Genomic DNA, 13,363 nt, shown 5'->3' with positions numbered 1-13,363 from the left:
TCGGCAAGGGAATCGGACTGCCATCTGCAGCCACGTACCGGTATCATGGTGAGGGTTTGCCCGGGTACGCAGGGGGTCGGTCGTGATCGTCGTCATTGCAGACGAATCGGTGCTGGGCAGCGCGGGGCGCGTCGTTGCCGACGCGCTACGCGACTGGGGTACCGATATCGGCGGGGTGGCGATCTTCGGTTGCCGCATCGCCGATCCGGAGGGCGAGGGCCGGGTGGTCGATGCGATCGTCTGCACCCCCGAGCGGGTGACGGTACTGGCGGTCGCCGAGTTCGCGGAACCACAGCGGGGCCGGTTGCACACGCCGACGGCACAGCCCTGGCAGGTAGCGGACGCACCGGCAGCCGTCGAATCGTCCGAGACGGCGCCGAATCCCTATGTGCAGGTGCACCGATCGGCGGCGGCGGTCCGGCACGCGCTCGGCGAGACGGTGGCGATCGGTGCGGTGATCGCATTGTTCACACCCCCTACGGCCGACCTGACGCACCCCACCCGGGTCGGCGGCGACTGCCGACTGGTGACCATCACCGAACGTCGCACGGGCAGTCTGCGCGCCCTGTTCCACAACGCCCTGGCCCGGGAGACCCGGCTCGACGTCCGCACGATGTGGGACATCTGCCGGACGCTGAAGGTGCCGGGACTGTGGCCGGACCGGAATTCTCTGGTGGAACAGGGTTTCCGTGACACATCGGGCGGCGAATCCGAACGCTCCTTCACCGCGGCCAGCCCGGCCGACACCGCGATGACGGTCCGGCACGAGATCCCGCCGTTCCTCGCGGCACTCGACCGACTCGGCAGCACCCCGCCGATGGCACCCGATCCTGCAACGGCATCGGGCGCCGCACCACCCGAGCGAACACCCGAGCCTCCCCCGCCGCCCGACAACAGCTCTTCCGGGCCGGACAACGCCGTACCGGTCCTCCCGCCTACCGCTCCCGGCGAGCCGGCCACCGAACCACAACCAACCGAATCCGACCCCGTCGATCCCGCCGGGTCCGGTGCCCCGCCTGTTGGGTACACCGAGCTTCAGATCGCGGTGGCCGGTGATTCCGATACCGGCTCCGACCCGACCGAGGACCGGCGGTCGAACCGACAGAGCACCGGCATGCCCGTCGCACCGACCCCGCAATGGCCTTCGGCTCCGACAGGCGACGCCGAGCACTCCGACCGCAGCCCCGAACCGGCCACGCCGCCGACGCGCAACCCCGATCACGGTGCCCCGACAGACGAACCGTCGGCCGCACAGTACGCCGCCGATCGTCCGGCACCGCAACGCACCGGAGCCACACCACCCGGGGGTCGTGTCGACGTGGGCCGGCCGACACCTTCGGAGGCGTTTCATACCGCCGGGCCCACGTCTACGACCGAATACACCGACCCCGGCCCGGACACCATCGAAGCCGCGACGATCGACCACGATGTACCGACCGCCATGTCCGCAGCAGCGCCGATCGCCGAGTCGTATCCACGTCCGCACCCGGCCGCACCCGCCGATAGCGGGTACATCGCACCCCGCCACGAACCCCGCTATCTGGGCGCCCACCGGGCACCGGGCGCGCCACCGGAGCCGCCGACGCTATTCGAACGATGGCAGCAGTGGCGAAGAAACCGAACGCACCGGCCGGTGGTACCACGGCGACTGCGCGAACACATCGGCCCCGGCCTGGGCCTGGTACTGGTCCTCGGCATGTTCGCCGCCGGCTTCTTCGCGTTGACCGCCTGGCATGCCCAGCGTTTCGATATCGGCGACTACGACGCGATGTGTTCCGGGCCCCGCGGTTTCGCGCAGGCCGCCGAGTTCGCGGATGCCGGTCCGCGGCCGGTGTTTCTGTCCGGTGGCTTGGCCGGGCTGGTCCCGCACGAGACCCCGGCCTGGCGGCCCACCGACCCGGCAGCGGTCCAGCTGGTGGCCTGTGTCGAACGCACCGAACTGGGCCCCCTGGAACGCACCTGTACCTATCCACCGTCCTCCGACCACCCGGCGGGCCGGACGGTGAACCTGTTCCGCACGGCCTATGCGCTGCACGTGTACGAGGCGCGCACCGGCCGGGAAGTGGCCGCAGCCGATCTGATCGGCGAGCGGTACGCAGCCGGCCCCGGACAGGCCGATCCCGATCCGTGCCGGGCCGCAGCCGCCGCGCCGGACGATCTGGGCCGCCGATCGAGCAGGCCGTCCACAGACCAGGTCGCCGGGGTGCTCGACCCCCTGGTGGCCGACGGCACCGTGCGACGGTAGCCACCCCGTAGGATCCGATCTCGTGACCAGAACTGGAATACGTTGGAATGCAATACGTTTCATAGCCACTCTGGCCGGGGTGGTGCTGTGCGCCGGGGTGGTGGCCGGATGCTCGGGGGATTCCCGGAGCAGTGCCGGTGACTGTGGTTTCCTCCGCGACCACCCCCATCGTCCGGGCGAGTTGTGGGAAGCGCGCGGCTGTGCCGACCCGGAGGCCGTCCTCGTCGTCGTCCGGGACTCGCAGACCGAGAAATGCTGGCCGGACAGCTATTCCCGATCCACCTACAAGAAGAACGGCCGCCGCGGCCACCGCGACACGTACTACCGCTGTTATCAGCTCAACGCCCGGACCGGGGACTGCATCAACGACCCGACACTGCGGTACGCCCATTTCCCCCGGCTGCGGAAGGTCGCTTGTTCGACAAAGGGCGCCTGGCGGGTCACCGATCGGGTCGACCGATACGACCGCGCGGCGTGCGGACCGGGCGCCGACAGCGCCTCCCTCGGTGGCGGGATCATCGGCAACACGCTGTATCTCGCACAGCGCCGCCCGGATGTCACGTTCTGTTTCGAACGCACCTGAGTCCCGGGCCACGGCTGTCCTCGGGTTCCGGTGCGGACCACGAGGACAACCGGCCGGTTCAGGCGGTAACGGTGATCTCCCACTCGTGGACGACGAGCTCGGCCGAACCGGTGGTGTACAACGGATCCGCGTGTGCGAGTTCCCGCGCCGTGGCCAGATCGTCGGCCCGTATCACGTAGGCGCCACCGGTGCTGTCGGTGTACCGGCCGCTCTCCACCAGCAGGCCCTGCTCGAGAAGTTCGTCGAGATAGTCGCGGTGCGGCTGGGCGACGCCCGGATCGTAGTCCGGGGTCCGGGTGGCCAGCACCAGATATTTGATGCCGGCCATCTCAGTCCTCCGATTCCGGCCGCGGTGCCCGGGTGGCCGCGGCGGCGGCCCGCACCTGCGGCGCCACCTGCACGACCTGGCCGAGCACCCCGTTGACGAACGACGGCGAATCGTCGGTGGACAACTCCTTCGCCAGCTCCACTGCCTCGTCCACGGCGACGACCGGTGGCACATCGTTGGCGTGGAACAGCTCCCACACCGCCACCCGCAGGATCGCGCGGTCCACCGCGGGCAGCCGGGACAACGTCCAGTCCTGCAGATACGACTCGATGGTGCCGTCCACCCGGTCCAGATCGTCCGCGACGCCCTCCACCAGGGTGTGCGTGTAGGCGTGCACGGGCGCCACCGCCTGGTCGCGGGTGGCCAGGTCGGCACGCTCGCTCAGCAGGTCGGCGGGGTCGACATCGCGCGCCTCGGCCTCGAACAGCAGGTCCACGGCCCGGCGGCGTGCCTTGTGGCGGGTACCGAGCTTCTTGTACCCGCTCTTCTTGTCGGTCGGCTGATCGGGCACCGGATCAGGCGTTGACGCGGCCGAGGTAGCTGCCGTCGCGCGAGTCGATGCGCAGCTTGTCCCCGGTGTTGATGAACAGCGGCACCTGCACCTCGGCCCCGGTCTCCAGGGTGGCGGGCTTGGTGCCACCGGTGGAGCGGTCGCCCTGCAGGCCGATGTCGGTGTGCTTGACGATGAGCTCGATCGAGACCGGGAGCTCGACGTAGAGCGGTGCACCCTCGTGCATGGAAACCTGGACGGTCATGTTCTCCAGCAGGAAGCGGGCGCCCGCACCGATGGTGGCCTCGGGGATGGAGATCTGGTCGAAGGTCTCCCCGTCCATGAAGACGTAGTCGGTGCCGTCGTGGTACAGGTAGGTCATATCGCGGCGGTCGACCAGGGCGATCTCCACCTTGACGCCGGCGTTGAAGGTCTTGTCGACGACCTTGCCGGACACGACGTTCTTCAGCTTGGTCCGCACGAAGGCAGGGCCTTTACCCGGCTTGACGTGCTGGAATTCGACGATCTGCTGAAGCTGACCGTCGATCTTCAGCACGAGGCCGTTCTTGAAGTCGCTGGTGTCCGCCACTGTCCTCGGATCTCCTAGTTTCGGTTACTGCAGTTCCGCCCGCTCCGGCGTCATTCGACGACGGTCAGGTCCTTGCCGGTGAGGGTGAGCAACTCCGGGCCCCCTTCGCGCACCACGAGCGTGTCCTCGATCCGGACCCCGCCGCGGCCGGGAAGATACACACCTGGTTCGACGGTCACCGCCACGCCAGCAAGCAGTGTACCGGTTGCGTTCCGGGCGACTCCGGGTGCTTCGTGGATCTGCAGTCCGACGCCGTGCCCGAGGCCGTGCACGAACTGCGGGCCGTACCCCGCGTCCTCGATGACGGTGCGCGAGGCAGCGTCGACCTGGGCGGTCTTCACGCCCGGAGCCAGGGCCTGGCGACCGGCCGTCTGCGAACGCTGCACCAGGTCGTAGATCTCCTGCTGCCAGTCCGCCGGCGGTCCCAGGACGAACGTGCGGGTCATATCGGAGTGGTAGCCGTCCACCACCGCACCGAAGTCGATCTTCACCAGATCGCCGGCGGCCAGCACCGCACCGGTCGGCCGGTGGTGCGGGACCGCCGAGTTCGCGCCGGCGGCGACGATGGTCTCGAAGGCGACCGCATCGGCGCCGTGCTCGAACATCGCCCATTCGAGATCCCGGGCCACCTGACGTTCGGTGCGCCCGGGCCGCAGCGCGCCCCGCTCCAGCAGAGTCCGCAATCCGGCATCACCGGCCGCGCAGGCGGCGCGCAGCCGATCCACCTCGTAGGCGTCCTTGACCATCCGCAGTTGCTCCACCAGCCCGGCGGTGGATTCCAATTGCAGCCCGGTGCGCTGATCCCGGAACGCCTCGAGCTGCGCGACGGTGAGGACCCGGCTCTCGAAGCCGACCCGGCCCAGCTGCCACTCGCCGGCCAGCTCCAGAATCCGAGCCGCGGTGGCCCGGGAGATCTCGGCACGCAGGTCCGGAACCTGAACGGCGACCTGCGCCGAATACCGGCCGTCGGTCCCGATGACCGTGCGGTCCTCGGCGCCGCGCATATCCCACGAGTGCACCAGCAGGACCGCGTTCGAACCGGTGAAGCCGGTCAGGTACCGGATGTTCACCAGGTCCGTGACCAGCAGCGCATCCACCCCGTTCTCGACCAGCAGGCTGCGCAACGCGCCACGTCGCGCGGGGTAGTCGGGGCGGAGCGGCCCGGGGCCCCTGGACTGTCCGGAACTACTCGGCCGGCCGGAACGCTGATCAGCACACATGCTCCAACGCTACCGCCGGATGACGGCCCGGCCATAGCCGAAACGCAGGTGAAAGACCGGGCATCCACATTCCGGCGAGTCATCCACATTCGCCGCTGTGCGGCGGATCCACGGCCCGGATCGGCCCAGACTGAGGCCATGACCTCCGTCGCCCTCGCCCTCTTCGCCGGCTGGTGCCTGCTGTGCAGCGCCTTCGACTTCCAGCGGCGCCGGCTGCCGAATCCGCTGACGGCCGCCGGTGCCGCCGGGGTGCTCGGATTCGCGCTGGGCACCGGCCGGCCGGTCCCGGCGCTGCTCGGGGCCGCCCTGCTCACCGGCTGCTACCTGGTCGTGCACCTGCTACAGCCGGCCGCGTTGGGTGCCGGCGACGTGAAGTTGGCCGCCGGACTCGGCGGCGCGGCGGCCCTGGCCGGACCCCAGGCCTGGGTGTGGGCCGCGGTGGCGGCACCCACCGGGACCGCCCTGGCCGGGCTCGTGCTGCTGATCCGAACCCGCGCCGGCCCCGGGGGACGTGCACTGCCACACGGTCCGGCGATGTGCGCGGCGACACTCGCCGCGGTCCTCGCAGCATGACGATGCAGGCAGGTGCCGCCGCCCGATCGGACGGCGGGAGAGCCGTCCGGACACCGCCCCGGCGGGCCGCGTGCCCGCACACCCGTGCCGACATGGAAGGATATGGGGTGTGTTGCGCTGGATAACTGCCGGAGAATCCCATGGTCCCGCTCTAGTCGCCCTCCTCGAAGGGATGGTGGCCGGTGTCGAGGTGACATCGGAGGAGATCTCCGCGCAGCTCGCGCGCCGCAGGCTCGGCTACGGGCGCGGCGCCCGGATGAAGTTCGAAGCCGACAAGGTGACCATGATCGGCGGGGTCCGGCACGGGCGCACCATGGGTGGCCCGGTCGCGATCGAGATCGCCAACTCGGAATGGCCCAAGTGGACCGAGGTGATGTCCGCCGACCCGGTCGACGAGGCGGCCCTGGCCGGGATGGCCCGGAACGCACCGCTGACCCGGCCGCGGCCCGGCCACGCCGACTACTCCGGGATGCTCAAGTACGGATTCGACGATGCCCGGCCGGTGCTGGAGCGCGCCAGCGCCCGGGAGACCGCAGCCCGGGTCGCCGCGGGCACCGTGGCACGCAACTTCCTGCGCCAGGCCTTCGGTGTCGAGGTCGTCTCGCATGTGGTGTCGATCGGCGCCGCCGCCAACGAAACGGGCGTCACGCCGACGGCAGCAGACCTCGCCGCCGTGGACGCCAGCCCGGTCCGGGCCTTCGACACGGCGGCCGAGCAGGCGATGATCGCCGAGATCGAGGCGGCGAAGAAGGACGGCGACACCCTGGGTGGTGTGGTCGAAGTGGTCGTCGAAGGCCTGCCGGTCGGCCTCGGTTCCTTCACCAGCGGTGCGGACCGGCTCGATTCCCGGCTGGCCGGTGCACTGATGGGCATCCAGGCAATCAAGGGCGTCGAGGTCGGCGACGGTTTCGAGACGGCGCGGCGGCGCGGCAGCCAGGCGCACGACGAGATGCGGCCCGGTCCCGACGGCGTACTGCGTTCCACCAACCGGGCCGGGGGCCTGGAGGGTGGAATGACCAATGGTGAGGCGTTGCGGGTCCGGGCCGCCATGAAGCCGATCTCCACCGTGCCGCGGGCGCTGAGCACCGTCGACATGTCCAGCGGTGCGGAAGCCGTGGCGATCCACCAGCGGTCGGACGTCTGCGCGGTGCCCGCCGCGGGCGTGGTCGCGGAGTCCATGGTCGCGCTGGTCGTGGCGCAGGCGGCGCTGGAGAAGTTCGGCGGCGATTCGCTGGCCGAGACGATCGCCAATATCGACGGGTACCGGGAACGGATCAACGCGCGACCGCACCTGCCGGCAGCCCAGCCACCGGCATGAGCGGTCCGGACCCGGCCGCGGGAGGTTCTGCCGGCGGCCCGGCGGGGCCGCCGCAGCCCCGGTTGGTGCTGGTCGGACCGCCCGGTGCCGGGAAGTCGACGATCGGGCGCAAGCTCGCGCGCGAACTGGGCGTCGCACTTCTCGACACCGATGCGGGCATCGAGGAACAGACCGGACGGTCGATTCCGGAGATCTTCGCGGCCGACGGCGAAGCCGGCTTCCGGGCGATCGAGGAACAGGTGGTCCGGGACGCGGTCCGGGACCACCCGGGTGTCGTGTCGCTGGGCGGCGGTGCGGTGCTGTCGGCGAACACACGTACCCTGCTCCGGGACCGGACCGTGGTGTACCTGGAGATCAGCGTGGCCGAAGGGCTGCGACGCACCGGGGCGAGCAACAACCGGCCGCTGCTCGCCGGCGACGACCCCGGTGCCAAATACCGGGAGCTGATGCGGATCCGGCGGCCGCTGTACCGCGAGGTCGCCACCGTGCGGGTCCGTACCGACGGCCGGAGCCCCGGGCGGGTGGTACGCACGATTCTGGCCGAACTCGGCCTGGCCTCGGTGCGGACCGCGGCCGAGCAATCCGGCAGCACCCGGGCCGCGGTGAAATCGACCGCCGCGCAACCGGGCTCCGGCAGCAACCGATCCCGCGCCCGCCGTCGGTCCCGGGCCCGCGCTGCCGCTCGCCGGGCCCGGGCCGCAGCGCAGAGCGCTGCGCAGCCGGAACAGCAAGCAGGCCGCGATACCACCGAGACCGAGCAGCCGACCGGCGGCAAACCCGCCGGCACACGCAGTCGGCGCGCCCGGGGGCGGCGCGGCGGCAGCCGACGCCGGGTGCCCGGGGCGGAGACCGCTACGCCACCGCCGACCGGCGGCGAGGCCACCGGTGAGCAGACCTCGGCCAACGGCGGCAACAGCGGAGCCGGTGCCCGGTCGCGCCGGGCCCGAGCACGGCGGGCCCGCGCCCGCGCCCGTGCACGTACCACGCAGATCGACCAGAAAGATTCGGAGCATCGCACGTGACTGAGCCGACCACGATCCAGGTCCGCACCGCCGACCCGTACCCGGTGATCATCGGCCGGGGCCTGCTCGGCGATCTCGTCGAATCCGTCACCGGTAAGGGCGGTGTGCGCACGGTGGCGATCTTCCACCAGCCACCGCTCGCCGAGACGGCCGAGGCGGTGCGGGCCGCGATCGCCGACACCGGGGTCGACGCCCACCGCATCGAGATCCCGGACGCCGAGGCCGGTAAGGAACTTCCGGTCGCCGGCTTCTGCTGGGAGGTCCTCGGACGGATCGGCCTGACCCGCAATGATGTGGTCGTCAGCCTCGGCGGCGGCGCGGCGACCGACCTCGCCGGGTTCGTCGCGGCCACCTGGATGCGCGGTGTCCGGATCGTGCACGTTCCGACCACGCTGCTGGCGATGGTCGACGCCGCGGTGGGCGGCAAGACCGGGATCAACACCGACGCCGGTAAGAACCTCGTCGGATGCTTCCACGAACCGGCCGCGGTGCTGGTGGACCTGGCCACGCTGGAAACCGTGCCACGCAACGAGATCGTCGCCGGGATGGCCGAGATCATCAAGGCCGGCTTCATCGCCGACCCGGTGATCCTCGATCTGATCGAACGCGATCCGGAAGCGGCCCTGGACCCGGCCGGTGACGTCCTGCCGGAACTGATCCGCCGGTCGATCCAGGTGAAGGCCGATGTGGTGGCGGCCGACCTCAAGGAGTCGAGCCTGCGCGAAATCCTCAACTACGGCCACACTCTGGGCCACGCCATCGAGCGCCGGGAACGCTACCGCTGGCGGCACGGCGCCGCGGTGTCGGTCGGCCTGGTGTTCGCCGCGGAACTGGGCCGCCTGGCGGGCCGCCTCGACGACGCCACGGCGGACCGCCACCGCAGCGTGCTGGCCGCTGTCGGCCTGCCCACCGGCTACGACGCCGCTGCTCTCCCCCAGCTGCTGGAGACGATGCAGACCGACAAGAAGTCCCGGTCCGGCATGCTCCGCTTCGTCGTTCTCGACGGGCTGGCCAAGCCGGGCCGGCTGGAAGGTCCGGACCCGTCCCTGCTGGCCGCCGCCTACTCGGCGATCGCCCGGGACGAATCCCCCACCGACGGGGCGATTCTGCTCTGATCCCGGGCTGTTCCCGGACGCCGATGCCGACCCCGGCGGGATGCCGCGCCGGGTCGAGCCGTCCGGTTGCCGGTCCTCCCGGGCGCCGCCAGGATGGGCAGGTAACGCCTATCCCCGGAGGTCTCCGTGCTGCTCATCCTCGCCAGAGTGCTGGCCGTACCGGTCAGCGCCTGGCTGATCGCCGCGCTGCTGCTCGATGCCGACTACCGCTCCGACAACATCTTCGCGCTACCGGACGCGGCATTCTCGCTGCTGCTCCTGGTCGCCGCCGCACTGCCGGCCCGATGGGCCGTTCCGGCCCTCACCACCGGCTACGTGTTCGGCTCCGGCGTCATCACGGTCGCGGCCTTGAACCGTTTCGACCAGGACCAGCCCGCCCAGGGAATCCTCAACCTGTCGATCGCGGCGGTCTACCTGCTGGTCGCCGCCCTGCTCATGCGCCGCCTGGGCGACCGGACCCCCTGCCACGCCTGATTCTGCGGCCGCGTACGTCGAATGACGTACGCGGCCCGCGCCTCTCGACGGACGCCGGCCGGCGGCGGCGCACCTACCGTCGGCGATATGCAGATGCACCGGCTCCGTTCCCTCGTCCCGATCGGTTACGCCTGGATCGCCATCGTCGCGTTCGGCGGTATCGCGGTGGAGACGATCGTCATCTATCCGAATGTCTTCCACGATGTTCCGGCCTCGCTCACCGAAGCATCGAACTTCTTCGACGTGACCGGCCCCGCCGATCTGTTCCCACCGCTCGGGGCGGCCACCGTCCTCACCGGGCTGGCCGCTGTCGTGGCCGCGTGGCGACACCGTAGCGCCCGGTGGTTGCTGTTGGGCAGTCTCGCGACGCTGGTGTTCGGCGAGTTCCTGTTCTCGGTGCTGTACTTCTGGCCGCGTAACGAGATCATGTTCGACGAAGGGGTCGCGGTGCATTCGGCCGAGACCCTGCAGCGGGCCGCCGACCAGTTCGAGCGCGGGCACTGGGGACGGCTGGCGATGAGCGGGGTCACCGCGGTGCTGGCGTTCACCGCCGTGCTCCGCCTGCAGCAGTCCGTGGCGGCCCGGCGATGACCGGGACGGGCGCGCTGCGGCGCACCACCGGTCTGTCGGTGCCGGAGCTCGTCGGCCTGGCGGCGCTGGGTGTGCCGCGGGTGGTCGCGCACGATCTGGACCTGGTGGGGCCCACCGCCAACACTGCACTGGTGTTCGCGCCGCCGGCGATCTGGCTCGGATACGTGCTGGTGCGGCGGATTCCACGACCGCTGGCCGCGCTCGTCGCGGTGGGTGTCTGCTACGGGATTCTGCTCGCCCTCACCCATCAGCTGCTGTGGGACACCGCTTTCGACGGCCGGCCGCCCCGGCTGGGTGGCGCCCTCGACGGTGCCCTGCCGCACGGCGCGGAACTGGTGGTGTTGCGCGGTGCTTCCGTGATCAGCAGCCTGATCACCGGCACACTGGTGGGCGGGGTCGCCGGCGCGGTCGCCACGGCAGTGCGCCGGATCCCACCGATCCGCCGATGACCGGCGGTCCACGGAGCCGAACGGAGGCGGGTGTGTCGAATCGGCAGGCACCGGCCGGATCCGGCCGGACCGACCTGATTCTTGCCGTCGTCGTGCTCGTCGCCGTCGGCGCTGCGATCACCGCCGATGTCGGTGGTGCGGGCGCCGGTCAGCTGCCCCTGGCCTATGCATATGCGCTGTTCTTCGCCGGTGTGCTGCTGTTCCGGCGGCGGTGGCCGGTGGGGGTCCTCATTGCCTCGGTGTTCGCCCTGTTCGGGTACTACATGATGGATCTGCCGCCGATCGGGCCGGCGCTCCCGGTCGCGGCCGCGCTGTTCTCGGCCGCCGAAGCGGGCCGGCTGCGCTGGGCCGTGGGCGTGGCGTCGGCACTGCTGGTCGTGTCGACGGCGGTGCGCGTGGGCGAGGGCGACGACACCGGTTTCGTCCTCGGGCTGGAGCTGCCCACCTCGGCGGCCTTGATGACCGCGGTGATCGCGCTCGGTGACGGTCTGCGGGCGCGCCGTGGCCGACAGGCCGAGTTCGATGCCCGGACGGCCGCTGTGGCCGCCGCCCACGAACGCGAGGCCGAATACCGGGTCGAGGAACAACGCACCCGGCTGGCCCGGGAACTGCACGACCTGCTCGCCCACACCGTGTCGGTGATCGCGTTGCACACCGATGTGGCACGGGAGGCCCTGCACGACGATCCGGCGACGGCCGAACGGTCACTGCAGGCCGCCCGCACCGCCTGCCGGGCGGCCACCGGGGAGCTGCGCGCCACCCTGGACGCCCTGCGGGACCCCGAAGCAGTCGGCGCCCCGGTACTCCGGCCGGCCCGGATCGAGGAGCTCGCCGAGCTCACCCGGGCCGCGGGAATCACGGTGGCGGTGTCCGGCGCGACCGAGATCGGCGGGCTGCCGGCCGTGGTCGGATCTACCGTGTACCGGGTGATCCAGGAGGCATTGAGCAATGTCCGCCGCCACGCCCGGGCCGATTCGGTCCGGGTCGATCTGGTGCGGGCGGGGTCCGATCTCGTCGTCCGAATCGCCGACGACGGTCGTGGACCGGCCGGCGGGACCGGCTGGGGCATCATGGGCATGCGGGAGCAGGTGGCGCTGCTGGGCGGGCGGCTGGCCGCGGGCCCCCGCGCGGAAGGAGGCTTCGAGGTGACGGCACGGATACCGGTTCCGGAGACGGCATGATCCGGGTGGTGCTGGCCGACGACCAGCACCTGATCCGGGAGGGCCTGCAGGCGCTGCTGTCCCGCGCCGCCGATATCGAGGTCGTCGGCGCGGCCGGCACCGGCTCGGCCGCGGTCGACGTCGTCACCGCCACCCGGCCGGATGTGGTGCTGATGGACATCCGGATGCCCGACGGCGACGGGTTGGCCGCCACCCGGCGGATCACCACCCGGCCGGAACTGCAGGACGTGCACGTCGTGGTGCTCACGACGTTCGACACCGACGACAACCTCTTCGATGCACTGCGGGCGGGTGCGGCCGGATTCCTGTTGAAGGACACCGATCCGGACGAGCTGCGCGCCGCCGTGCGCACCGTGGCTCGCGGCGATGCACTGCTGTCCCCCGCCGTCACCCGCCGGGTGATGCGGGCGGCCGCCGCGGGGCCGCATCCGCGGGCCACCGAGTTGCTCGGGCGTCTCACCGGGCGGGAGCGGGAGGTGCTGGCCCAGGTCGGTGCAGCGCGGTCGAATGCCGAGATCGCCGCCGTCCTGCAGATGAGCCCGGCCACCGCGCGGACCCATGTGGGACGGCTGCTGCACAAACTCGACGCCCGCGATCGGGCCCAGCTGGTGGTGCTGGCCTACGAGACGGGGCTGGTCACCCCGGGCAGCGGCTGATCCGATACGGCCGATGCGACGGCCGATCAGGCCGGTGCGGGAGCCGGCTCGGTGGCGGGTTCGGGTATCTCGCCGCGGCCTCGGGACCGGCGACGGCTCAATGCCGCACCGGCCAGCGCCGGCAGGAATACCAGCAGGACGACGAACGAGGCGGATGCGGTCGCTTCGAACAACAGCGGATTGTCGCCGAGGTCGGTACCGGGTAGCCGGTCGACACCCCAGGCCAGCAGTCCGCTGCCGACACCCGCGGCGACGGCAGCGGTGAGCCAGCGCAGTGTGGTGTCCGGACCGGGATCGCGGCGGCCGTCCAGCCACCCCCAGGCGGCCGCGGCACCCACGACCGTCAGCAGGCACAGCGCGCGCATCCACCAGCCCTGCGTCGGCCACACTCCGGCGGCGAAGCCCAGCACCACCCGCAGACCGACCACCAGGACACCGAGGCCCAGGGCCCGCAACAGCCACGCATGCATGCCGGTCACTCTAACGGCCCCGGAACCGAACTGAAACACGTATCAGAAAATCGGCTGCG

Annotated in this window: 15 protein-coding genes and 1 pseudogene; 11 read left to right on the top strand and 5 right to left on the bottom strand. The window is 71.2% G+C overall.

Annotation, left to right across the window (positions count from 1 at the left end):
• The first annotated feature begins 82 nt into the window (after positions 1 to 82).
• Entirely contained in the window at positions 83 to 2,245 is a 2,163-nt protein-coding gene (locus AC1HFH_RS10770; RefSeq protein WP_480247288.1) for a hypothetical protein, read from the top strand.
• A gap of 22 nt (positions 2,246 to 2,267) precedes the next feature.
• Positions 2,268 to 2,828, top strand: coding sequence for a hypothetical protein (locus tag AC1HFH_RS10765; RefSeq protein WP_480247287.1), 561 nt, complete (start codon positions 2,268 to 2,270; stop codon positions 2,826 to 2,828).
• A 58-nt stretch (positions 2,829 to 2,886) separates the two neighbouring features.
• On the opposite strand, the gene AC1HFH_RS10760 is transcribed toward AC1HFH_RS10765, so the two are convergent.
• The 4 genes from AC1HFH_RS10760 to AC1HFH_RS10745 are packed head-to-tail and all read right to left on the bottom strand — an operon-like array spanning position 2,887 to position 5,455.
• Positions 2,887 to 3,156 carry a YciI family protein gene (locus AC1HFH_RS10760; protein ID WP_480247286.1) on the bottom strand — a complete coding sequence of 90 codons (270 nt, stop codon included), beginning with the start codon at positions 3,154 to 3,156 and terminating at the stop codon, positions 2,887 to 2,889.
• Position 3,157: 1 nt separating this feature from the next.
• Positions 3,158 to 3,667: a transcription antitermination factor NusB gene (gene nusB, locus AC1HFH_RS10755; protein WP_480247285.1), complete on the bottom strand. Its 510-nt coding sequence runs from the start codon at positions 3,665 to 3,667 to the stop codon at positions 3,158 to 3,160.
• A gap of 4 nt (positions 3,668 to 3,671) precedes the next feature.
• Entirely contained in the window at positions 3,672 to 4,235 is a 564-nt protein-coding gene (gene efp / locus AC1HFH_RS10750) for an elongation factor P (protein WP_480247284.1), read from the bottom strand.
• A gap of 50 nt (positions 4,236 to 4,285) precedes the next feature.
• The gene (locus tag AC1HFH_RS10745) at positions 4,286 to 5,455 is read right to left on the bottom strand and encodes a M24 family metallopeptidase (protein ID WP_480247283.1); all 1,170 of its coding nucleotides are present in this window, start codon (positions 5,453 to 5,455) and stop codon (positions 4,286 to 4,288) included.
• A gap of 138 nt (positions 5,456 to 5,593) precedes the next feature.
• Here AC1HFH_RS10745 and AC1HFH_RS10740 point away from each other — a divergent pair, with 138 nt between their 5' ends.
• The 9 genes and pseudogenes from AC1HFH_RS10740 (at position 5,594) to AC1HFH_RS10700 (ending at position 12,834) form a co-directional block, all read left to right on the top strand.
• Complete coding sequence (locus tag AC1HFH_RS10740) at positions 5,594 to 6,028, top strand: A24 family peptidase (protein WP_480247282.1); 435 nt, start codon at positions 5,594 to 5,596, stop codon at positions 6,026 to 6,028.
• 109 nt (positions 6,029 to 6,137) lie between these two features.
• Complete coding sequence (gene aroC, locus AC1HFH_RS10735; protein ID WP_480247281.1) at positions 6,138 to 7,346, top strand: chorismate synthase; 1,209 nt, start codon at positions 6,138 to 6,140, stop codon at positions 7,344 to 7,346.
• A pseudogene (locus tag AC1HFH_RS10730) lies at positions 7,343 to 7,894 on the top strand (shikimate kinase); the annotation flags it as partial. The gene aroC and the pseudogene AC1HFH_RS10730, both read left to right, overlap by 4 nt.
• Positions 7,895 to 8,364: 470 nt before the next feature.
• Positions 8,365 to 9,483 carry a 3-dehydroquinate synthase gene (aroB, locus tag AC1HFH_RS10725; protein WP_480247280.1) on the top strand — a complete coding sequence of 373 codons (1,119 nt, stop codon included), beginning with the start codon at positions 8,365 to 8,367 and terminating at the stop codon, positions 9,481 to 9,483.
• A 126-nt stretch (positions 9,484 to 9,609) separates the two neighbouring features.
• Positions 9,610 to 9,957 (top strand): hypothetical protein, encoded by a 348-nt coding sequence (locus tag AC1HFH_RS10720; protein WP_480247279.1) that lies wholly within the window; start codon positions 9,610 to 9,612, stop codon positions 9,955 to 9,957.
• A gap of 87 nt (positions 9,958 to 10,044) precedes the next feature.
• Positions 10,045 to 10,548: an anthrone oxygenase family protein gene (locus tag AC1HFH_RS10715; RefSeq protein WP_480247278.1), complete on the top strand. Its 504-nt coding sequence runs from the start codon at positions 10,045 to 10,047 to the stop codon at positions 10,546 to 10,548.
• Entirely contained in the window at positions 10,545 to 10,997 is a 453-nt protein-coding gene (locus tag AC1HFH_RS10710; RefSeq protein ID WP_480247277.1) for a hypothetical protein, read from the top strand. The genes AC1HFH_RS10715 and AC1HFH_RS10710 overlap by 4 nt, the downstream gene beginning before the upstream one ends.
• 32 nt (positions 10,998 to 11,029) lie before the next feature.
• Positions 11,030 to 12,178, top strand: coding sequence for a sensor histidine kinase (locus AC1HFH_RS10705; RefSeq protein WP_480247276.1), 1,149 nt, complete (start codon positions 11,030 to 11,032; stop codon positions 12,176 to 12,178).
• Entirely contained in the window at positions 12,175 to 12,834 is a 660-nt protein-coding gene (locus AC1HFH_RS10700; protein ID WP_480247275.1) for a response regulator transcription factor, read from the top strand. The genes AC1HFH_RS10705 and AC1HFH_RS10700 overlap by 4 nt, the downstream gene beginning before the upstream one ends.
• A 26-nt stretch (positions 12,835 to 12,860) precedes the next feature.
• Here AC1HFH_RS10700 and AC1HFH_RS10695 read toward each other — a convergent pair whose 3' ends face one another.
• Complete coding sequence (locus AC1HFH_RS10695; RefSeq protein ID WP_480247274.1) at positions 12,861 to 13,304, bottom strand: B-4DMT family transporter; 444 nt, start codon at positions 13,302 to 13,304, stop codon at positions 12,861 to 12,863.
• Between the last annotated feature and the right edge of the window lie 59 nt (positions 13,305 to 13,363).

The organism is Nocardia sp. KT25-26 (assembly GCF_056627695.1).
Note: the sequence above shows the minus strand (reverse complement) of the source record. Positions and strands in the feature narration are given on the sequence as shown.